This is a genomic window from Campylobacter sp. B0100352/1, assembly GCF_020135855.1.
Lineage (GTDB): Bacteria > Campylobacterota > Campylobacteria > Campylobacterales > Campylobacteraceae > Campylobacter_D > Campylobacter_D taeniopygiae.
Genome location: NZ_JACHTP010000018.1, coordinates 1 through 21,816 on the forward strand (window position 1 = coordinate 1; position 21,816 = coordinate 21,816).

General features: G+C 30.2%; 23 protein-coding genes, 1 tRNA gene and 1 pseudogene. 14 read left to right on the plus strand and 11 right to left on the minus strand.

From position 1 onward, the window contains the following. Window positions 1-105 precede the first annotated feature (105 nt). The 3 genes and pseudogenes from H2279_RS06130 to H2279_RS06140 form a co-directional block, all read right to left on the minus strand. Window positions 106-1,678 (minus strand): annotated as a pseudogene (locus H2279_RS06130) (HAD-IIIC family phosphatase). Then, on the minus strand, window positions 1,675-3,027 hold the full coding sequence (locus H2279_RS06135; protein ID WP_337195929.1) for a MaoC/PaaZ C-terminal domain-containing protein: 1,353 nt from the start codon (window positions 3,025-3,027) through the stop codon (window positions 1,675-1,677). The pseudogene H2279_RS06130 and the gene H2279_RS06135 overlap by 4 nt, the downstream one beginning before the upstream one ends. Then, window positions 3,024-3,245, minus strand: coding sequence for an acyl carrier protein (locus H2279_RS06140; protein ID WP_337195930.1), 222 nt, complete (start codon window positions 3,243-3,245; stop codon window positions 3,024-3,026). Before H2279_RS06140 ends, H2279_RS06135 begins: the two co-directional genes overlap by 4 nt. Window positions 3,246-3,407: 162 nt before the next feature. Here H2279_RS06140 and H2279_RS06145 point away from each other — a divergent pair, with 162 nt between their 5' ends. The 6 genes from H2279_RS06145 to H2279_RS06170 are packed head-to-tail and all read left to right on the plus strand — an operon-like array spanning window position 3,408 to window position 7,708. Next, on the plus strand, window positions 3,408-3,632 hold the full coding sequence (locus H2279_RS06145; RefSeq protein ID WP_337195931.1) for an acyl carrier protein: 225 nt from the start codon (window positions 3,408-3,410) through the stop codon (window positions 3,630-3,632). Continuing rightward, complete coding sequence (locus H2279_RS06150; RefSeq protein WP_337195932.1) at window positions 3,629-4,660, plus strand: ketoacyl-ACP synthase III; 1,032 nt, start codon at window positions 3,629-3,631, stop codon at window positions 4,658-4,660. The genes H2279_RS06145 and H2279_RS06150 overlap by 4 nt, the downstream gene beginning before the upstream one ends. A gap of 23 nt (window positions 4,661-4,683) precedes the next feature. After that, on the plus strand, window positions 4,684-4,908 hold the full coding sequence (locus H2279_RS06155; RefSeq protein ID WP_337195933.1) for a phosphopantetheine-binding protein: 225 nt from the start codon (window positions 4,684-4,686) through the stop codon (window positions 4,906-4,908). A gap of 14 nt (window positions 4,909-4,922) precedes the next feature. After that, window positions 4,923-5,885 (plus strand): ketoacyl-ACP synthase III, encoded by a 963-nt coding sequence (locus H2279_RS06160; protein WP_337195934.1) that lies wholly within the window; start codon window positions 4,923-4,925, stop codon window positions 5,883-5,885. A 15-nt stretch (window positions 5,886-5,900) separates the two neighbouring features. Continuing rightward, entirely contained in the window at window positions 5,901-6,959 is a 1,059-nt protein-coding gene (locus H2279_RS06165; protein ID WP_337195935.1) for an aromatic ring-hydroxylating oxygenase subunit alpha, read from the plus strand. After that, entirely contained in the window at window positions 6,956-7,708 is a 753-nt protein-coding gene (locus tag H2279_RS06170) for an SDR family NAD(P)-dependent oxidoreductase (protein WP_337195936.1), read from the plus strand. Before H2279_RS06165 ends, H2279_RS06170 begins: the two co-directional genes overlap by 4 nt. Here the strand turns inward: H2279_RS06170 and H2279_RS06175 are convergent. The 5 genes from H2279_RS06175 to dcd form a co-directional block, all read right to left on the minus strand. Beyond that, window positions 7,705-8,481, minus strand: coding sequence for an AAC(3) family N-acetyltransferase (locus tag H2279_RS06175; protein ID WP_337195937.1), 777 nt, complete (start codon window positions 8,479-8,481; stop codon window positions 7,705-7,707). The genes H2279_RS06170 and H2279_RS06175 overlap by 4 nt on opposite strands. Before the next feature lie 21 nt (window positions 8,482-8,502). After that, window positions 8,503-9,828, minus strand: coding sequence for a DUF4910 domain-containing protein (locus H2279_RS06180; RefSeq protein WP_337195938.1), 1,326 nt, complete (start codon window positions 9,826-9,828; stop codon window positions 8,503-8,505). Next, on the minus strand, window positions 9,821-10,951 hold the full coding sequence (pseC, locus tag H2279_RS06185) for a UDP-4-amino-4,6-dideoxy-N-acetyl-beta-L-altrosamine transaminase (protein ID WP_337195939.1): 1,131 nt from the start codon (window positions 10,949-10,951) through the stop codon (window positions 9,821-9,823). Before pseC ends, H2279_RS06180 begins: the two co-directional genes overlap by 8 nt. Next, on the minus strand, window positions 10,951-11,955 hold the full coding sequence (gene pseB, locus H2279_RS06190; RefSeq protein WP_137623588.1) for a UDP-N-acetylglucosamine 4,6-dehydratase (inverting): 1,005 nt from the start codon (window positions 11,953-11,955) through the stop codon (window positions 10,951-10,953). The genes pseC and pseB overlap by 1 nt, the downstream gene beginning before the upstream one ends. A 72-nt stretch (window positions 11,956-12,027) precedes the next feature. Beyond that, window positions 12,028-12,588, minus strand: a complete 561-nt coding sequence (gene dcd / locus H2279_RS06195; RefSeq protein WP_137623587.1) for a dCTP deaminase — start codon at window positions 12,586-12,588, stop codon at window positions 12,028-12,030. A 137-nt stretch (window positions 12,589-12,725) separates the two neighbouring features. On the opposite strand from dcd, the gene accB reads away from it, so the two are divergent. Both accB and H2279_RS06205 read left to right on the plus strand, forming a co-directional pair. Then, complete coding sequence (accB, locus tag H2279_RS06200; RefSeq protein WP_137623586.1) at window positions 12,726-13,181, plus strand: acetyl-CoA carboxylase biotin carboxyl carrier protein; 456 nt, start codon at window positions 12,726-12,728, stop codon at window positions 13,179-13,181. A 2-nt stretch (window positions 13,182-13,183) separates the two neighbouring features. Next, the gene (locus H2279_RS06205) at window positions 13,184-14,515 is read left to right on the plus strand and encodes an acetyl-CoA carboxylase biotin carboxylase subunit (protein WP_337195940.1); all 1,332 of its coding nucleotides are present in this window, start codon (window positions 13,184-13,186) and stop codon (window positions 14,513-14,515) included. Between the two features lie 29 nt (window positions 14,516-14,544). Here H2279_RS06205 and H2279_RS06210 read toward each other — a convergent pair whose 3' ends face one another. After that, on the minus strand, window positions 14,545-15,360 hold the full coding sequence (locus H2279_RS06210; protein WP_337195941.1) for a hypothetical protein: 816 nt from the start codon (window positions 15,358-15,360) through the stop codon (window positions 14,545-14,547). A 64-nt stretch (window positions 15,361-15,424) separates the two neighbouring features. Here H2279_RS06210 and gltX point away from each other — a divergent pair, with 64 nt between their 5' ends. Genes gltX through H2279_RS06230 form a run of 4 tightly spaced genes read left to right on the plus strand, consistent with a single transcriptional unit; the run spans window position 15,425 to window position 19,348 of the window. Then, window positions 15,425-16,816, plus strand: a complete 1,392-nt coding sequence (gene gltX / locus H2279_RS06215; protein WP_337195942.1) for a glutamate--tRNA ligase — start codon at window positions 15,425-15,427, stop codon at window positions 16,814-16,816. Next, complete coding sequence (locus tag H2279_RS06220; protein ID WP_337195943.1) at window positions 16,813-18,048, plus strand: malic enzyme-like NAD(P)-binding protein; 1,236 nt, start codon at window positions 16,813-16,815, stop codon at window positions 18,046-18,048. Before gltX ends, H2279_RS06220 begins: the two co-directional genes overlap by 4 nt. Beyond that, the gene (gene upp / locus H2279_RS06225) at window positions 18,045-18,674 is read left to right on the plus strand and encodes a uracil phosphoribosyltransferase (RefSeq protein WP_337195944.1); all 630 of its coding nucleotides are present in this window, start codon (window positions 18,045-18,047) and stop codon (window positions 18,672-18,674) included. The genes H2279_RS06220 and upp overlap by 4 nt, the downstream gene beginning before the upstream one ends. Before the next feature lie 2 nt (window positions 18,675-18,676). Next, window positions 18,677-19,348, plus strand: a complete 672-nt coding sequence (locus H2279_RS06230; RefSeq protein WP_337195945.1) for an MqnA/MqnD/SBP family protein — start codon at window positions 18,677-18,679, stop codon at window positions 19,346-19,348. Here the strand turns inward: H2279_RS06230 and H2279_RS06235 are convergent. Beyond that, a complete protein-coding gene (locus H2279_RS06235; protein WP_137623579.1) occupies window positions 19,345-19,995 on the minus strand; it encodes a potassium channel family protein in 651 nt (216 codons plus the stop codon). The two genes, H2279_RS06230 and H2279_RS06235, sit on opposite strands and share 4 nt — an antisense overlap. Before the next feature lie 9 nt (window positions 19,996-20,004). Continuing rightward, a complete protein-coding gene (locus tag H2279_RS06240) occupies window positions 20,005-21,348 on the minus strand; it encodes a TrkH family potassium uptake protein (protein ID WP_337195946.1) in 1,344 nt (447 codons plus the stop codon). A 154-nt stretch (window positions 21,349-21,502) separates the two neighbouring features. On the opposite strand from H2279_RS06240, the gene H2279_RS06245 reads away from it, so the two are divergent. Both H2279_RS06245 and H2279_RS06250 read left to right on the plus strand, forming a co-directional pair. Continuing rightward, a tRNA-Phe gene (locus H2279_RS06245) sits at window positions 21,503-21,578 on the plus strand. 93 nt (window positions 21,579-21,671) lie between these two features. After that, on the plus strand, window positions 21,672-21,815 hold the full coding sequence (locus tag H2279_RS06250) for a hypothetical protein (protein ID WP_337195947.1): 144 nt from the start codon (window positions 21,672-21,674) through the stop codon (window positions 21,813-21,815). The last annotated feature ends 1 nt before the right edge of the window (window position 21,816 follow it).

Below are 21,816 nucleotides of genomic sequence, written 5' to 3' on the forward strand. Positions count from 1 at the left end.
GATTTTCCTTTAATAAACGATGTGAATTTTTTCTAAAGTTTTTTATTTTATCTTAAACTTCTTTAAAATTTATATAAAATATTGAGTAGTTAAGAATAAGGATTATCAACTTTCAAAAATTGCTAATCCTTGAAAATTCAATTCTTTGAAATCAATTAAAGCTTGATTTTCTTTTATCTCATGGGATATTTTTTCCAAAAAATTTAAAAAAGGAGTATTTCGATCACCTTTTTTATAATAAAGAGTTACTGGGATATTTTTCGAGATGTTAAAGAAATTTATAGCCATTTCAAAGGCTTTGAAAAACATCCTTTCTTCAAGTTTGCGTCCTAAGGCTCTACAAGATATACAAAGATCATCTATAAATATTTTATTTTGTTCCAAAGAAAAAAGAAAAATAGCAATAATCCCACTATCGCTTAATTTATCACTCATGCTTATATTTATAATGAGTGATTTTTTCATATAGTTTGCAACCTCTTCTAAATTTAAACGTGTATAATTAGCGATAAACTGATTTGTTTTGCCCAATAATTCACTAATGCGAGTAATATTTTGCGTGTCATTTTTGCTAAATTTTAAACATATTTTTAGATTTTTGAAATATTCTTCATCACTTAAGGTTTTAAGCTCTTCCCTTAGAGCATTAGCCGCTATATCTTTGGCTCGGATTTTATCTTCTTGGGTATTTTGAAATTTAAGAAGGTTAGGGTAAAGTTTGATTTTAGACAGTATATTTTCATCGGCTAAAAGTGTTTTAACCCCTGTGTATTTGACATTTTCAAGTTCAGCAATATTATCATCGATAAAAAGCATAGCATCGGCACCTATATTAAATTTTTTTGCTATTTTTACAATGTTTTCACCTTTGCTTTCCCAATTGATCATTTTTGCATCAAAATCATCCCATTTTAAAATAAAATCTTTTCTTGTTTCAAAAAGTTTCTTAGCGTCATTTTCTTCATTTTTGGAAGCTAATGCAAGTAAAAATCCTTGTTTTTTAAAATCTTGAATTTTTTCTTGTAAATTTTTATGCACAGGGGTAATTTTAAGATTTTCTATACCATCTTCTCCTAAAACGCCCTTATATAAAGTATTATCAAGATCTAAAACAATGGCTTTTAAAGCAGGTTTTAATAAAGCCGGAATAAGACTAAGCCCTAAAATTTGAGCTAAATAAATCAAAGCTTTATTATTTAGTTTTGTGCCACTCATTTCTTCTTTTTCAAGATCTAAAATATCTTCTAGATTAAAATAATCTTTTAAGAGTTTTTCTGCGCTAAAAATTTGACAATTCGGAATTTCTAAATTTATATTTTCTCCTAGAAAAATACATAAAATAGGACTGTGAGATATATTTTTTAATTCTAAGATTTTTTCTTTAAAAAAGTCTTGCGCATTGACATCATAACGATTTAAATCAACCCATAGAATTTCTAAATCAGCTTTTTGGGCAATCCCCCCCCCCCGTAAAATTAAAACTATCATCATAAGCACTGAAATTAAATTTTGTTTGTAGATTTGAAAAATGCAAAAAAGGAGCAATGACGCTTGATATACCTTCAAAAGCATGATTTCTATGGATATTTATAATAATTTCTTGACTTTTGCTAAAATCCAACTCTTTGCTATATTTTATGAGTTCATTGCGTTTTAAATTGTGTGAAAATAGATTCATTTTATCTCCTTTGATAGCATTGATATGATAAGCTCATCAGTTTCTTTTAAATCTTGCGGTATTAAACTTAAAGTTTGATTGGTTTTTGCTCTTGGAAATCTTGGTGTATTAACCTCTATATTTTTTGTTTTTTTAAGATATTGCATATAAATTTCCATAGCGGCTTTAGCGATGCTATATTCTTTCATATCCAAAGGCAAATCTTCAATAAAAGAAGAAGAAGAAGAAGTGATACTGTAAGGCTGAGTGAAATTTAAAATTTTATCGAGTCCAAAAATATAATAATCTAAAAATTGAATCAATATATCGCGGCTTAAGTGATTATTTTGTACTGAAATTTTTGGCGTTGCAAAATAATAAATATGAGTGGGATTAAATTTTTTAATCTTTTCTACAGAAATTTTACTAGGTTTTAAAACATCATATTTTATAAATTTACAATTTAAAATATCTTCGTGTATTTTTTTGCTGTGATAAGTGGCCAAAATTTTAGCCCCTCCTAAGGCTAAAATTTTGGCGCAAGTATTGCCAAGTCCATTGCTAGCTCCTATAACCAATGCTTTTTGATCTTTAAATTTTTGAGTTTTGAAAATATCTTGATATTTTAAAGAAAGTTTTTCAAAGTTTAAATTTTCTATGAGTTTTGGTCGAATAAAGGCTTTAATATTTCCTTTACAAGGGCTTAAAATGTTAATTAAAAAACAGTCAATTGAGTGGTGTTTTTCATAATTATAGCTCAATGTTTGTTCTTCATTTGTCCTTGAAAAATCCAAATTTAAATTAGAATATATACTATGAAATCCTGGGATTTTCATACCAACTATGCGAGTACTAGCAAGTAAAACAACTATATTTTGGGCATGAAGATATAAAGAACACAAAGGAAAAATCTTTTTTAAGGTTTGTAAATCACATACAAGTTTTTCTTTTAGATTTTCTCCTTTTAATTTGGGACTTAAAATCGCATCATATTTTGAAAATGATAAATTTTCATAAGAAATTTGATTTTCATCATTTAAAAATTCAAATTCAATTTTGCTTAAAATTTTATCTTCACTAATGATTTCATATTTTATAAGACTTTTATTTGAAATATTTTTAATCTTAAATTTTGAATTTTTAAAAAGTGGATTGATAAAATTAGCCTTTAAATTTTGAATTTTAATAGTTTTTGTTATTTTGTTATTTTTTAAAAAATGCTCTAATATTAAAAAAACTTGATAAATTCCATAAACAATTTGACCACCAAAATAGCTATTTTTTCCAAATTCTTCATCAAGGTGAATAGGATTAAAATCTCCACTAAGTTTTGCAAAAATTTCTAAATTGTTTTGAGAAATTTTGGTCATTTTTTTAGCTTTTGTATTTCATCTAAAAGAATTTTTTGTGAATTCAGCTTAGTAAGTTTTTCTTTGTCAAATTTAATATCAAATTCTTCTTCTAAACTCATGATGATATCAATATGGGCTAAAGAATTCCAAGAAGGGCAATTTTGCATACTTACATCGGTAGTTTCATCGACTTTTGTTTCTAAAATATTTTCTAAAATTTCATAAAATTTTTGCATTTAAGTTTCCTTAAAAAAATCAATAATTTTTAATAATATCTAATAAATTTATTATAACAAAAAATTGCAAAATTATGTTAAAATATTTTTACGTGAGTAAAGTTAATATTATTTTTTTATATGACGATTTTGTTATTTTAATATTTAATTTTGGAGATTTTTATGGATAAAAAAGAATTTTTAAAAGCCATTGCTGAAATTTTAATGACGGATGAGGATAATTTAAAAGAAGAAACTGAACTTAATTCTTTTCCGGATTTTGATAGCATAGCGGCTTTAGAAATTTCTATGTTTTTTGAAAAAAAATTAAATATAGAAGTTTTTCCTATGGAAGTGAAAAAAAAGAAAACAATAAAAGATTTATTAGAGTTAGGAAAATTTATATGAAACTAAAAGATAAAAAAATTTCTTATGTGTGTGGGATCTTTCCTTCTAAAAAAGTTCAAAATATAGAAAATCCCTATTTTGATGAAAAAACTAAAAATAAAATAATTCGTCTTTCGGGGATTAAGGAGCGTTATGTTTTAGATAGAGATGCTAATGAAACCATGATGAGTCTTTATAAAAAGGCAGGTTTGCAGACCATCGAAAAATTGGGCTGGAAAAAAGAAGAAATCAAAGGGGTGATCGTTGTTTCGCAAAATCACGAATATAGATTTCCTTCTACAGCGGTTTTATTACAAGATGAATTAGGATTAAGTAAGGATTGTTTCGCTTATGATGTGGTAATGGGATGTTCAGGATATGTTTATGGACTTTTTTGCGCCATGAGTCATTTAAGCGAAAATTGTGATAAAATTTTACTTTTTGTAGGAGATCCTATAAATGATTTTGTCTATCCTAAAAATAGATCCATAGCCTTTTTGTTTAGTGATGCAGCTAGTTGTACAGCCTTAGAATATGCTTCAGGTTTTGAGGCTGATTTTATATTTGAAACCGATGGATCGGGAAGAAACGCTATCATTGTTCCGCATGGTGGAAGTGCGTATCCTATGCGTGAAGACTCTTTTAAAGAGTATGAAGATGAAGATGGAAATATCAATATCAAATCTTGTATGGAAATGGAGGGTTTGGAGGTTTTTAATTTTACTTATAGAAATGTTCCAGAGGTTATTTTAAAACTATTAAAATTAAAAAATTTAGAAATCGAAAATATTAATAGTTTTTTTCTTCATCAAGCAAATTATTATGCTTTAGAGCAAATAAAAGAAAAGTTAAAGATTAAAGATGAGTCATTTCCGATCAATATCAAGGCCTATGGAAATACCTCTTGTGCTTCCATAGCAATTTTGCTAGCAGAAGAAAAATCTTATCAAAAATCAAATGTAATTATGGCTGGTTTTGGAGTAGGTTTATCTATAGGAGTTGTTTTTTTTAACAAACTTGATTTTAAAAGCGAATTATTGTTTGCTTAATTTAATTAGGAGGATAAATAAAAATGAATAAACAAGAAATGTTTAAAGCGCTAGAAGAAATTTTGATGATAGATGAAGGAATGCTAGAAGAGGATAGTGTTTTGGCTGATTTTGAAGATTGGGATAGTTTGGCTTTTTTGAGTTTAATGACTCTTTTTGATACAAAATTGCAAATGAATATTACTTCAGATCAAATCGCTAGTTTGAAAACTGTGTCAGATGTTTTAAAATTAGCTAAAATTGATTAATTTAGAGCTTGAGTATGCAAAAATTTCATCAAGGAAATATAGCACACATTTGTTCTGTTGTTCCAAGCAAAAAAATTGTAAATTCTCAAATTGACAATTTTGATGAAAAAGATAAGAAAAAGATCATTAAACAAATCGGCGTTGAGCAAAGATATATTCTTAATAAAGATAAAGAAAAAATCAGTGATTTGTATTTAATGGCAGCTGATGAAACCTTAAAAACTCTTTCTTGGGGTAAAGATAGTATTGATGCTATTATAGTGGTTTCTCAAAGCAATGAATTTCGCTTTCCTGCTATGGCTTGTTATTTACAGGGAGTTTTGGGATTAAGGAAGGATAATTTCTTAGCTTTTGATGTGAATTTGGGTTGTAGTGGCTATGTTTATGGGCTCAATATCGCTTATAATTATATCATTAATGGCTTAAAACGAGTCTTACTTTTTGCTGGTGATATAAGTAGTGGTGTGGTGGATTTCAATACTAGAGACACTGCTTTTCTTTTTGGAGATGGTGTAAGTTGTACTGCGATTGAAAACAAAGCTTGTCAGAGCTATTTTTGTTTTAAGACTTTGGGTGAAGGATATGATTGCATCATAGCTCCTTATGGGGGGGGGTATATGCAAATGAAAGGGGTTGAAGTCTTTGATTTTACCCTTAAACACTTGCCTTTAGAATTTAAAAAAATACTAGAGTTTGCTTCTTTAAAAAAAGAAGAACTTACTAAATTGTATTTTCATCAGGCTAATACTTTTTTGCTTTCTTATTTAGAGGAAAAACTAGGCGTTCAAGGAAAGCTTCCAAATAATATGAAAAATTTTGGAAATACAAGTTCAAATTCTATCCCTTTACTTATCAGCGATACTAAGGATCAAGATTATAAAAATGTGATGCTTATGGGTTTTGGAGTCGGCTTTTCTATAGGAACTTGCATCTTAGAAAATTTGGATTGTTCTTGTAGTTTAATTTATAAAAAATAATGAATTGGAAAAAAGATGAAACAAGTTAATGATTATATCCATTTTGACACTGAAAAATTAGAATGTGAAAATTTATATAAAAAATTTTGGATTTTTGGTTGCCATAAGGAAGAAATTAAAAATGATAAAGATTATATTATCTTAAGAATTTATGACTTTGAAGTCGTAATTTATAATGATAAAGGTAGTATTGTCGCTTTTTATAATATTTGTCCTCATCGTGGAGCTAAACTTTTAAATTTTGGAAATAATGAAAGTATTTTCAAATCCAATGGAGAAATAAAATGTTTTTATCATCATTGGACTTATAAAAATCAAAAACTTTCTATTGCGATGAAAAGCGAATTTGATGAAAATGAAAAGATCGATCTTTTTAAGCTTAAACTTGCATTTTGCGGAGATTTTATCTTTTTTTCTCATAATCCAAAATACGATTTAAAAGAACAACTTAAAGGCTTTTATGAAGAATTAGAACAAATCAGTAAAAGCATTGATCGTTTTAATGGTCTTAACGCTCCAATTAATTATCATTCTAATTGGAAAGTGGGTATAGAAAATAGTTTAGAGGTTTATCATGTAGGCTGTGTACACCCAAAATCTTTAGGAATTTTAAATTTAGAAGACAATCCAAAATTTATAGGTTTTAATTCTAAAACTTGTGGAAAAATTAAAGATGAAAAAATTTATTCTAAATTAAAAAGAAATCAAGCTATTTTTTTAGAGGATAATTACTTTGAGGATAAATATTTTTCTTATCATTTGTTTCCATTTACTATCATTAGTTCTACTTTTGGTTATGCTTATTCTATACAACATTATTTTCCTCACACTTTCAATAAAACGCATTTTATTTCAAGAAATTATATAGCAAAAGCAAAGCATGATGTTGAGCTTTTTGCAAATGAGGTTGTATCGATGAATAAAACGATTTTTAAAGAAGATGCACAAGCGACTAATTTGGTGCAAGGAAGTTTATTTTTGGATGATTTAAAATTTCACTATGCTAAAAATTTAGAAAAAAGGATTTTATATTTCCATGAACAATATGAAAAGGCAATGAAGGAGGAAAAATGAGAGAAGATTTTTTTCATTTAAAAGATAAAATTTGTTTAATTGCGGGGGCAAGTAGTGGCTTAGGCAAACAAACATGTAAAATTTTAGATTCTCTTGGGGCTAAAGTTATAGCTATAGCAAGACGTGAAGAAAATTTAAAGCAATTGCAAAAAGAATGTAAAAATTTAGAATATAAAATTTATGATTTTTATGCTCAAGATGGGATTAAAAATTTGGTAGATGATATTGTAAAAGAGTATGGAAAAATTAACGCTATGGCTTATTTTTCTGGAACTTCATGCGTTAAACCTCTAAGAATGATTGATATAGAAGAGGCGAAAAAAGTATTTGATGTAAATTTTTTTAGTTGCTTAGAATTGTTAAAATGTCTTTATGATAAAAGAAAATCAGAAAATTTAAGCACCGTTTTAATCAGCTCGGCTTCTTTAAAAATGAGTATATCTTCAATGAGTGTTTATGATGCTTCAAAAGGTGCTCTTGATACCCTTGCTACTAGTCTAGTGAAAGATTTTGCGAAATTTAACTTTAGGATTAATAGCATCTTGCCTGCTCATGTTGATACAGAAATGACTCATAAGGCTTCTAGCATCCGAAGTGATGATTATAATCTAGAGCTTGAAAAATTATATCCTTTGGGTGTGGGCAAAGAAGATGATATTGCCAATCTATGTGTTTTTTTACTCAGTCCTTTAAGTGCTTGGATGAGTGGGCAAAGCATTGTTATGGATGGTGGCAGAGCTTTGTATTAATTAGCTCTAAAAATATGACCATCCTGTTTATAAGCTTGAATCAAATCTTCATAAAACGCTTGAGCATCAATCAGATTTAAAAAAGTTCCACCAAAGGCTATTTTATTAAAATAAGATTTGTTTTCTAAAAATTTTATGATTTTTTCATCCGTTTCATAAGCATCAAGCTCTCTTACATAATATTGAATGCTTTTGTGATAACTTTGGCCTTTTTCATTAATAATTAAGCCCTTAAATTCTTTAAAATACCTATAATCAACCCCAACTTTTTCCATAGGGTAATGTGCAAAGGTAAAACAATCTTTATTTCCAAAATTTAAAATTTTACCCTTATTTTTTACAAGAATAGCATAAAGGCAATTTTCATCAAAACAAGATTCTTGTTCTTGATTTAAAAATAAATCTTCTTTAGCACCTTTAATCGCAAAGGAAAAAATAGGATCATTGGTTCTTTTTACCCCAGCTTGTTTTCTAAAAAATTCTCCTAAAGCTCCTACTGTGCATTTTGAATTTAACTTATCATAAACTTCATTATTGCAAAAACTATAGGTAAAAGTAGGCATAATCAAGGTTCCATTTTCTCCTATAGCTTCAAATAGACATTCTATCAGAGCATTTAAAAAATCTTTAATAGGTAAAAGCGGTATACCAAAACTATAAATTTCATTGTGAACACAGATAATATCACCTTTTTTTACGCCTAAATTATATAGGGTTTTAATCAGATCATCTTGGGTATATTTTTTATCTTGATATTTAAATAAATCTTTCATAAGAGTTCCTTTAGATGTAAATCAAGTCTTCATATTTGATGTTTTCAAAAGCTTAAATTCTAATATTTTCTCCAAAAGATCTTTAAATTCGTAAGCTTGCATATTTAAAATTTCAGCGATATCGATGATATCATTTTTACCATCACAATAAGCTAGAAAATTACAAGCTAAGGGGATATCATTGGCTGTGCTTAGTGTATGATAAAGCCCTCGTTTTCCAAGATTGGGTTCGCAAAAAATCGTATTTTCATAAATTTCATTGATTTCTAGATTTAAAATGATTTCTTGCATGGCTTTAAGCCCACCCATTAAACCTTTAGGACTGATGAAATTTAAATCATCTTCGGAATTATGATATCCACTATAATCACTATATCTTGTGCGACAAACTCCAACAACACCTAAATTCACAAGAGGGGCATTGTATTGTCTTTCATCAGATCCGCGGTATAAAAAGCTATATTCTTTAAAATTTTCTTTATTTTTTAAAGTGTGCAAAGCAACTTTATCTGAAAGGGTGTTTTTAGAAGGTGAGCGCACGAGTGAATAAGCGTCATCATCGCCTAAGCAAGAGAGCACAAAACCTGCCTTAGTGTGTTTTTGTAAATGTTTTAAATGTTTATGGATATAAACGATAGAGCCTATGGTTTCAGGGATGATGACAAAACGATAATTATATTTTCTTTTTTTTAAATTTAAAAGCCATTTAGCAAGATAGATTGCTACTATTGGACCACTTAATTCATTATTTGCCATTGATGGATGACAAAGATAAGAAGAGATTAAAATCTCTTCTTTAGAGTCTTGGGTGCTAGGGATGATAAAATCTGCGTAATTTAAAATACCATTTTCATCGTGCTTAGCATCAACAAAAACGCGGTATTTTCCTTGTTTGAGTTTTTTTCTTTCATTGTGTGTGATGCAAAATCCCCAACGCTTTTTATAATAACTCGTTACATAAGGAATAGCATCAGGTTTTTCTTCAAGTGAGTAAAGATGATTTTGCAATTCATTAAGTTCTATTTCTTTATCGATACCTTCGCTGTAGTTTAAAACATGCAAATTATGCTTTTTAAAATCACAAATTTTTTCTCCATTAGGAGTGATGATATAGGCATCTTTTATATGCCATTCAGGTGGAATTATCCAGTCAAAAACTTTTGTTCCACTTTTAATGGAGTGAATTTGTAAAATACCCCCCCCCAGAGCATCATTTAAAATTTGCAAACTATCTCTAAAGCCTTGTCCTGTTATACTTCTGCAGATTGGGAAAAGTTCTTTAGCGAGTTCATACATCGCTTTGCCAGTATCTTCAAAATCAGCACTTCTAAAATCAAGGTTATCCACAATATCCCTTTTTAGTTTTTTCAAGTATATCAAACAAAGTATCTTTTACGAATTTAGCATCTTGTAAATTCATTTCTTGATGACAAGGGATGCTAAGTTCTGCTTTGTAAAAATTATCCGCATTTTCAAGTCTTATTTGTCCTAAAAGTTTTTGATAAAAACTAAATTCATAAGTAGGTTTGTAATGCACCTGCACACCAATACCTTTATCTAGTAAAGCTTTAAAAATATCTTCTTTTTGGCAATAAAATTCAGGAAAAAGCAAAATAGGATACAAATGCCTTGAGCTTTTTTTATAATCTTTGATTTTAATAGTAGAAAAATAAGGATTTCTTTCAAATTCTTTATCGTAAAATTGGGCAATTTCCTCTCGTTTTTCTAAATTGTGGTCTAATTTTTTAAGTTGATTGATCCCCAAAGCACAAGCGACATCACTTAAGCGGTAATTATAACCAAGATCGATCATATCGCTATTCCAAAGTCTTTTTTTAACTATGCCATGACTTCTTAAAAGTTTGATTTTTTTTATAAGCTCTTCATTGTCACTTACAACAGCACCGCCTTCAAAGGTAGTGATAGGTTTTACTGGATGAAAAGAAAAAATGCTTAAATCGGCTTTTTTACCGACTTTTTCGCCTTTATAATAAGCCCCTAAGGCGTGACTTGCATCATCGATTAAGGGAATATTATAATCTTTACAAAGCTTATAAATTTCATCCATTTCGACACTATTGCCCGCATAATCAACAACGCAAATCGCCTCTATATCATCGCTTTTTGTTTTTAATCTTTGTTCTATTTTTTTTTCATCGATATTGCCATCGCTTTTAATATCGATAAATTCAATCTTTGCTTCAGCCATTAGAGCGGCATTAGCTGTTGCCGCAAAAGTAAGAGGTGTGGTAAGAACGGTTTTATTTTTTACATTTAAAGCGCTATAGGCTAGATGCAAAGCTGAGGTGGCAGAATTTAAAACACAAGCATATTTTACACCCACATACTCACATAAAGCTTGTTCAAATTCTTCAACCTTTTTTCCACCGGTTAAAATTTCTCCCTTTAAGGCATCAATAACCGCTTCAATGTCGCTTTGATCGATATTTTGATGAGAATAGGTAAGCATTATTCAAATTCCGTATGATCGATGATATCTAAAAGATCTTTTTCACTCACCCATTCTTTATTGTTATCTGAGCTATAAGAAAAACCATCTTTAACTTTTTGTCCTTTTTCTCCTTTAGCATTAACACTAAAATCACTTTTAACATTTGTAAATTGAATACTTGGGCTAATGACATAGTATTTGTTAAATTCATAAGTTAAATGGCTATCATCGCTTGAAATCATTGTTTCATGCAGTTTTTCTCCAGGTCTAATGCCTATAATTTTTGTTTTCAAATCAGGTGCTAAGGCGTGGGCTAAATCTGTAATTTTCATTGATGGAATCTTTGGAACAAAAACTTCTCCACCATGCATAATTTCAAAATTGTTTAAAACGAATTTAACCCCATCTTCAAGGCTGATCCAAAATCTTGTCATTCTCTCATCCGTAATAGGCAATTCTTTAGCACCTTCTTTAATCAGCTTTTTAAAAAATGGCACTACAGAGCCTCTAGAGCCTACGACATTTCCATATCTAGCAACGCTAAATTTTGTATTTTTATTTCCCGCGATATTGTTAGCTGCAACAAAAAGCTTATCACTTGCAAGCTTGGTTGCACCATATAAATTAACCGGATTGCATGCTTTATCTGTAGAGAGTGCGATACATTTTTCAACATTATTTTCTAAACAAGCATCGATAACATTTTGCGCACCGTTAATATTAGTTTTTATACATTCCATAGGATTATATTCAGCCACAGGAACATGTTTCATAGCAGCTGCATGGATAACAAAATCAACATCATTCATAGCATAACTTAGTCTTTCTTTATCCCTTACATCGCCTATAAAATATCGCATACAAGGCTGATTAAAAGATATTGCCATTTCAAATTGTTTTAATTCATCTCTTGAAAAAATAATGATTTTATTCGGCTTGTAATTTTGGAGTAAAATTTTAGTATAAGCCTTTCCAAAGCTCCCTGTTCCACCTGTTATAAGAATATTTTTTCCGTTAAACATTTATCCTCCTTTATAAATATTTTTATTTCAATAGTTTTTTAAGAATTTTAAGCAATAAATGTTCCATAAAATTTATTTTAAAATTCTAGGCAAGGTTATACCTGTTTGGGCTTGGTATTTACCTTTTTTATCGCGATAAGTTGTATCACACGCTTCATCACCTTGCAAAAATAAAACTTGGGCTATGCCTTCATTGGCATAAATTTTAGCAGGTAAAGGAGTAGTGTTTGAAATTTCTATGGTGATATGCCCTTCAAAGCCAGGCTCAAATGGGGTTACATTGACTATAATTCCACATCTTGCATAAGTGCTTTTGCCAAGACAAATGGCCAAAACATCATCAGGCATTTTAAAATACTCTATTGTTCTTGCTAATGCAAAAGAATTAGCCGGAACGATGCATTCATCACCTACAAAATCAACCACATTTTCCTCTAAAAAATTTTTAGGATCAACCACTGTAGAATTAACATTAGTAAAAATTTTAAACTCACGTCCCACGCGTATATCATACCCATAGCTTGAAAGTCCGTAGCTTACAACCCCTTTGCCTATATTTGCTTCACAAAATGGCTCGATCATTTTATGCTCAAGTGCCATTTTTCTGATCCAATTATCCGCTTTTAAACCCATATTTAACCTTAATTAAATTCTTTTAAGAGATTATAGCTTATTTTTTTATATTTTTAGGAATTTTTTGTTTTTTTAAAGTTAAATTTTAAGTTTTTCAATATAATACTAGATTAAGTTCTTAAAATCAGGAGAAATTTATGACAAAAGAAGAGATTAAAGAATTAGTCAATTTATTTGCAGAAGCTAATATCAGTAAAATTAAGATTAAAGAACAAGATGGTTTTGAAATTGAACTTGAAAGGGATATGTGTTGTGATATTCCAGCACCGGTTTGTCCTACGACTCCAGCTCCACAACCTATCAATGTGAATGTTGTGAATGAAACACATTCTTCTAATCATACAAAATCCAATAATCCAACCATTAATAGCCCTATGGTAGGGACATTTTATCAAGCTCCAAGCCCAGGTGCTGCTCCATTTGTAAAAGTGGGTAGTACTGTAAAAAAAGGCGATGCGATTGCTATTATTGAAGCTATGAAGATTATGAATGAAATTGAGGCTGAATTTGATTGTAAAATTGTAGAAATTTTAGTTGCTGATGGACAGCCTGTAGAATTTGGTATGCCTTTATTTACAGTGGAGAAATTATAATTATGGAAATTAAAAGCGTTTTAATAGCCAATAGGGGAGAGATTGCTTTAAGAGCTTTAAGAACCATTAAAGAAATGGGTAAAAAAGCGATTTGTGTGTATTCTGAAGCGGATAAGGATGCTTTATATTTAAAATATGCTGATGCGAGTATTTGTATAGGAAAGGCAAGAAGCTCTGAAAGCTATTTAAATATTCCAGCTATTATTACTGCAGCTGAAATTGCTGAAGCAGATGCCATTTTTCCAGGTTATGGTTTTTTAAGCGAAAATCAAAATTTTGTTGAAATTTGCACTAAACATAATATTAAATTTATAGGTCCTTCCGTAGAGGCTATGAATTTAATGAGTGATAAAAGTAAAGCAAAACAAGTGATGCAAAGAGCAGGTGTGCCGGTAATTCCAGGAAGTGATGGAGCTTTAGCAGGTGCTGAAGCGGCTAAAAAACTTGCTAAAGAAATCGGTTATCCTGTGATTTTAAAAGCTGCAGCGGGTGGTGGTGGCCGCGGGATGAGGGTTGTTGAAAATGAAAAGGATCTTGAGAAAGCTTATTGGTCTGCTGAAAGTGAAGCGATGACGGCTTTCGGAGATGGCACTATGTATATGGAAAAATATATCCAAAATCCACGCCATATAGAAGTGCAAGTGATCGGAGATAGTTTTGGAAATGTGATCCACATAGGAGAAAGAGACTGCTCTATGCAAAGACGCCATCAAAAATTAATTGAAGAGTCTCCAGCAATTTTACTTGATGAAAAAACACGTTCAAGACTTCATGAAACCGCAATTAAGGCGGCTAAAGCGATTGGTTATGAAGGAGCAGGAACTTTTGAGTTTTTGGTGGATAAAAATTTAGATTTTTATTTTATAGAAATGAATACACGTTTGCAGGTTGAACATTGCGTGAGTGAAATGGTTAGTGGTATTGATATTATTGAGCAAATGATTAGAGTTGCGGAGGGTTATACATTGCCAAAACAAGAGGATATTGTTCTTAAAGGACATTCTATAGAATGTAGAATCACAGCTGAAGATTCTCAAACCTTTTTACCTTGCCCAGGTAAGATCACAAAATACATCGCTCCAGCTGGACGTAATGTCAGAATGGAAAGTCATTGCTATCAGGATTATTCTGTGCCACCTTATTATGATTCTATGATAGGAAAACTTGTAGTTTGGGCAGAAGATCGCAATAAAGCTATCTCTAAAATGAAAGTAGCTTTAAATGAGCTTATTGTCGGGGGTATTAAAACGACTAAAGATTTTCATCTTGCTATGATGGATAATGAAGATTTTATTAAAAACAATTACGATACAAATTATCTCTCTAGACATTGATTAAATTTAGGATCTAATCCTAAATTTAATCATCTTAAATATTCTATATTTATCTTTGAACGCAATTTATCAAAATAATCTTGAATGTAATTTTGTCTTTGTTCGCTAACATAAGCGTTTAAAACATCATTTTTAACTTGTTCAAATTCTGGGGTTTGTATGCTACTTTTACTCTCTACTTTATAAATTTGATAGCCATTTTTAGAATTTAAAATCGGAGAAAAATCTCCCGTAGAAACTTGAGATAAAAGGCTTAAAAGTCTAGGATCTGCATTTTCTGGAGTTAAAATAGCATTTTCACCTTTAAGCATAGTTTTTTTACTACTTTTTAAAGATTCTAAAAATTTTATATTTTTAGAGGTGTAAATTTTTACAGCAATTTCTGTAAAAATACTGAATTTATCTTGATGCTGTTCAAAGAATTTTTTAGCACCTATATCGCTATAATCTATCTTAGCTGTGCTAATTATTTGATCGTATAGTTTTCTTTTTTCTAAATCTTTTTTAAAATTTTCTCTAAATTGTTCGTAAGTTTGCCCTTTAGTTTTTAGATCAGCCTTAAGCATATCAAGTGTAATATTGTTTTGAGAAAGCATGTTATTAATAGCATTATCAAGCTCTAATTCACTTGTAAAAATTCCAAATTTTTTCATTTGAGATTTTTCCATTTTTTCATTGATTAAAACTTGCAAGGCTTCATTTTTAGAAAGGTGCAATTTTTCCATTTTTTCATTGATATCATAAGTTGTAATTGGCTCTTTATCAACAACTATGGCAATAGCATCAATAGTGTTTGCACTTGCTAAATTTGCAAAAAAACAAAAACTTAATAAAATTTTTTTCATTTCAAACCTTTATTTAAGTGTAAATATCGCATTATATCAATAAAAATTTAAGAAAAGGCAAAAAATGGAAGAAAAACTTGTAACTCGTTTTGCACCAAGTCCTACTGGATATCTGCATATAGGAGGATTAAGAACCGCGCTTTATAGTTATTTGTATGCTAGAAAAAATAAGGGTGAATTTTTACTTCGTATCGAAGATACCGATCTTAAAAGAAATTCTAAAGAAGCCACACAAGCAATTCTTGAGGCTTTTAAATGGTGCGGGCTTGATCATGATGGAGAAGTGACTTATCAGTCTGAACGTTTTGATATTTATAAAAAATATATTCAAAAGCTTTTAGATGAAGGCAGGGCCTATTATTGCTACATGAGTAAAGAAGAATTAGAAGAATTACGCACCAAACAAGAAGCAGCTAAAGAGCGTCCAAAGTATGATGGAAGATATAGAGATTTTAAAGGTACGCCGCCTCAAGGAATAGAGCCTGTTGTTCGCATAAAAGCACCGCAAAGTGGAGAAATTTGTTTTATGGATGGCGTTAAGGGTGAGGTTAAATTTAAGGTCGAGGATATTTTAGATGATTTTATTATTGCAAGAAGTGATGGAACGCCTACTTATAATTTTACCGTTGTCATTGATGATGCTTTAATGGGAGTTAGTGATGTTATTCGCGGGGATGATCATCTTTCTAATACCCCAAAACAAATCATTCTTTATGAAGCTTTAGGCTTTAAAATTCCAAAATTTTATCATGTGGCTATGATTCACGGAGAGGATGGAAAAAAACTTTCAAAACGTCATGGAGCTACTGATGTTATGGAATATAAAGCTATGGGAATTTTACCTCAAGCTTTACTGAATTTTCTTGTGCGTTTGGGTTGGAGTCATGGAGATGATGAAATTTTTTCACTTGAAGATTTAAAAAAACTTTTTGATCCAAATCACATCAATAAAAGTGCATCTTGCTATAATTTTAAAAAGTTAGAGTGGCTTAACGCACATTATATTAAAACTTTGCCTTTTGAAGAGATCAATCACCAACTTAAAGAGCTTGGATTTGATTTGTCAGTTTATGAAAAAGCAGAATTTTTACTTGATCTTTTAAGAGAACGTGCTAAAACTTTACTTGAAATTATCAGCGGGGCTAAAAGCATTATAGAAGTTCCTAAAAGTTATGATGAGCAAGCTGTCAATAAATTTGTAAATGAAAAAAATCTTGATTTATTAAAAAAATATGCAAATGAGTTAAGCAGCCAAAGTCTTGCGAGTGATTTTGAAAGTTTTACTAATGAATTCTTACAAAAAAATGATGTAAAATTAAAAGAACTTGCCCAACCTATACGCATTGCTTTAACCGGTACGGCTGTAAGCCCTAGTATTTTTGAGGTTTTAGAGTTTTTAGGGGTTGAGGAATGTAAAAAGAGAATGGAAATTTTTTCAAAAAGGATAATAAAATGAATTTAAAAGAAGAGGCTTTAAAATATCATTTGGGTGGTAAAGTTAGTATCACTCCTTTAAAATCAATGGACACAAGTCATGATTTATCTTTAGCTTATAGCCCAGGTGTAGCTGAGCCTTGTTTGGAAATTGCTAAAGATAAAGAATTAGCATATCTTTATACAAATAAGGCAAATTTGGTGGCTATTGTAAGTGATGGTTCTGCGGTTTTAGGACTTGGAAATATTGGAGCACAAGCTTCTAAGCCAGTTATGGAAGGCAAGGCTTGTTTGTTTAAAAAATTTGCTAATGTTAATGCTTATGATATAGAAATTAATGTTCATAGTGTTGATGAAATTGTTACTTTTTGTAAGGCTTTAGCCCCAACAGTTGGTGGAATTAATTTAGAAGATATTGCAGCACCAAAATGTTTCGAGATAGAAGCGGCTTTACAAGATCTTGGAATTCCTGTCATGCATGATGATCAGCACGGAACAGCGATTATATCGACTGCTGGGCTTATGAATGCGATGGAAATTAGCGGAAAAAAATTTAAAGATATTAAAGTGGTGGTAAGTGGTGCCGGAGCTGCTGGAATTGCTAGTGCTAAAATGTATCGAAATTTAGGAGTTGAACATATTGTTTTAGTCGATAGCAAAGGTGTGGTTAGTAAAGATAGAAATGATTTGACCCCGCAAAAACTTGAATTTGCTGTGGATTCTAAAGAAAAGACATTAAAAGAGGCCTTAAAAGGAGCGGATGTATTTTTAGGACTTAGTGCTCCAAAAATTCTTGATGATGAGATGATTTTATCAATGGCTAAAGATCCTGTTATTTTTGCCTTGGCAAATCCTATTCCAGAGGTTATGCCTGAAGATGTTGCAAGGCTTAGAAAAGATGCGATCGTGGGTACTGGAAGAAGTGATTATCCTAATCAAATCAATAATGTTTTAGGTTTTCCTTTTATTTTTAGAGGTGCTTTGGATGTAAGAGCGACTAAGATCACTGAAAATATGAAAATAGCCGCAGCAAGAGCCTTAGCTGATTTGGCAAAATTGCCTGTGAGTGATGCGGTTAAAAAGGCTTATGAAATTGACTTTTTAGAATTTGGTAGAGATTATGTGATCCCAAAACCTTTTGATGAAAGAGTAAGGGCAGCAGTAAGCACTGCAGTAGCTGCAGCGGCGGTTAAAGATGGGGTGACTTTGATTAAGGAGTTTGACGAAAAAGCCTATTTTGAAAGTCTAAAATGAATAAAGTTTTTTGCACAAATCATCCTTTAATAGAACATAAATTAGGCCTTTTACGTGATCAAAGTACTAAGCCTTTTCAATTTAGAATGTTGATTGATGAAATTTCAACTTTTTTACTTTTTGAAGCAACTAAGGATTTGAATTTAAAAGAAATTCAAATCCAAACTCCTGTTTCAAATGCTAAGGTAAAAAAGCTAAATGAAAAAATTATGATTTGTCCTATTTTAAGGGCTGCTTTGGGTATGCTTGAGAGTGTTTTTAGATTGATTCCTGATGCTAGTGTAGGTTTTTTGGGTTTTGCAAGAAATGAAGAAACTCTTGAGGCGGATTTTTATTTTGAAAAAATTCCACAAGATGCAGTTAAACGTGTAGCTATTGTTATAGATCCTATGTTTGCCACGGGTGGAACCGCAATAGAGGCTTGTAAATTTTTAAAATCAAAAGGCGTGAAAAAAATTAAATTTATTTCAATACTTGCCACGCCTAAAGGAATTGAAAATTTTAGAAAAGTGCATGAAGATATAGAAATTTATGTGGCCGCTATTGATGAAAATTTAAATGAAAAAGGTTATATAGTACCAGGACTTGGAGATGCAGGAGATAGAGTTTTTAACACTCTAGGCTAATTATGATTTTTGGTAAATTTGATTATATTAATTTGTTGCCTTTAAGTGTTTATCTTAAAAAATATCCTTTACCTAATGGCTTTAAAGCAACGCTTTTTTATAAAAAAGGTGAGCCTAGTCATTTTAATAAGGAATTATTCTATCGCAGGGTTGATGGTGCTATGACTTCAAGCATTGAAAGCGTTAGAAAAAAATATAAAAATTTAGATGTTGGAATTTGTGCTAATAAAAAAGTTTTAAGTGTTTTGGTTGAAAAAAATTCATCCAAAGCTAAAGATCCTAGCTCGGCTACGTCAAATGCACTTTCTCAAGTTTTAGGCTTAAAGGGTAGGGTTATCATAGGTGATAAGGCTTTAAAACTTTATATAAAAGATCCTAATGCTTATATAGATTTGTGTGATTTGTGGTATAAAAAGACTAATTTACCTTTTGTTTTTGCCCGTTTTTCATGTATGCAAAAAAAGATTTATTTTTCTAAAATTTTAAATAAATTTGCTAGAGAAAAAATCAAAATTCCACAATACATACTTCAAAAATATGCTCAAAAAAAGGAAATATCAGCTAAAGATATTAGATATTATTTAAGTGAGATTATTTATTATAATATAACTCATAAGGAAAAAAAGGCCTTAAAACGTTTTGTTGATGCGGTTAAATTTAAAAAAGAAATTTAATACTCAAAATTTCTTAATTCCTTGACCGTTCCTAGTAGTATAATCACATCCCCACTATAGGCTATTGTTGTTTCAAAATCAGGCAATATTTCCCAATCATTATTTAATTTTTTATAAGCGATCACTCTCATATTTTGTGCAATATGCTTAAGTGAATTTCCAGCTAATTTTTCATCTACATTGATTTTAATAGCTCGAATGGTATTTGCTGATAAATCAAACACTTCAAATTCACTTTCTCTAACAAGAAATTCTTTAACCAATCTTTTTGCGCTTTCTTTTTCAGGATAAATGACTTTTGTAGCTCCAAGTTTGGATAAAATTTGCCCATGGATATTTGAAGTAGCTTTTGCGATGATATTATTAACCCCTATATCTTTAAGAGCCATTAAAGTAAGAATTGATTTTTCAACATTATCTCCAATACTTACAATAACCACCTCAACATCGTGAAACCCTGCTTCTTTTAAAGCTGTCACATTTGTAGAATCAAGTATATACGCATAACTTGCAGGATTAGATATATTTTTTAAAGCTTCTTCATCTTTATCAGCAACGATTACAGTATTTCCTGCAGAGATCAATTCTTCTGCAACGACTGATCCAAATTTTCCAAGACCGATAATTCCATAACTATTATTTTTCATAATTTGCCTTTATAGGTTGATTTTTCCTTCAGGAAATCTAATATGCATTGCTTTATCTTGTTTAAAAACAGAGAGTAAAAATGCAAAAACCCCAATCCTTCCGCTAAGCATCATAATAATGATAATGATTTTGCTTGGATTGGAAAACAAGGCACAAAGAGAAAGTGTTCCTCCATTGCCAACTGAAATTCCAACGGTTGCAAACGCTGACGAGGTTTCAAATAATAAAGGAAGGAAATTAAAATGAGATTCTAATAAAGAAAGCAAAATAACAGCGACTATGATATAAACTGCTGATCCTATTGCTATAACAAAAGCTCTTGATATAGTTTCTTGTGAAATTTCATATCCAAAGATCCTTACCCTTCCATCTCTAATACTCCAATATGCATAGAGTAAAAGTGTGATGACTGTAGTGATTTTCATCCCTCCAGCTGTGCCTCCAGGTGCTCCACCTATAACCATAAATAAAGAACCAAAAAATAAACTTGCATCGTTTAAATGATTGATATTTAGAGTGTTAAAACCTGCTGTACGGTAATTGATCGCGGTAAAATATGAACTTAAGATTTTATCAAATAAAGAAAAATGCCCCATTGTTTTAGGATTAGAATATTCTAGAGCAAAGATGATTAAAGTTGAGGAAATAATTAAAATAATAGTCGATAAAACAACAACTTTTGTATGCAAACTAAGACTAGGCAAACGTTTTTTTTGAAAAAAATAAAGCTCCACTAAAACAAAATATCCAAGACCTCCAATGATAATTAGACTAGTAATAATGAAGTTAATCGCAATATCATTTTTATAGGTGGAAATTCCATGTTCAAAAATACTAAAACCAGCATTATTAAACGCACTAATGGAGTGAAATATCCCAAACCAAAGAGCTTTTTTAAAATTCATATCAAGGGCAAATCGCATGGTTAAAAGCAAAGCGCCTGCTAATTCTATAATAAAAATAAAAAGCAAAACTTTTTTAAAAAATTTAAAAAGTCCATCCATACTCGGATAAAATAGGGATTCTTTTAGTAAATTTCTACCACTAAATCCCACTTTTTTTCTTATGAGTAAATATACAAAAAAACCTATACTCATATATCCTAAACCGCCAATTTGGATGAGTATTAATATAATAATTTGTCCAAGAAGTGTAAAATCTGTCGCAGTATTTTTTACAACTAGTCCTGTCATACTGATAGCTGAAGTGCTTGTGAAAAAGGCATCAAGAAAGCTAATAGGAGTTGTATGAGCCCAACTTGAATACAAAAAGGCAGCTCCAATTAAAGCGATAATAACATAACCAGCTAATAAAATTTTAAAAGTTCGCCTATCCAGTCCAAATTGTTTCAAAAAAATCCTCATTCTAAATTTTAAAGCAAGAATTCTATCTGATAAAAACTTTAAGGCAAATAAATTTTAATCTTATATTTAAACTTAGATTAAAGAAAAAAAGATAGAATTACATTTTTTAAACTTCAGCTTTAGAAAAGCGAAAATATTTTTTGGTTGGATAGCTCAGTCGGTAGAGCAGCAGACTGAAAATCTGCGTGTCGGCAGTTCGATTCTGCCTCTAACCACCATTTTCTTTTTACAAATCTTTCTTTAAATTTTTAGCATAAATTTTAAATTTCTAGTGTATGATTTTAAGAAAATAAAATTTCAAGGTTTATTTAATGAGATTATTGTTTCTTATTTTATTTTTAAATTTTAATCTTTTAGCGGAAAATTTTTTAGATTTTGCTAAAAACAATGTTAAAAAAGAACAAAATACAAGTCAAGAAAATCCTACAAAACGTATTAAAATTCCTACTCATTAAA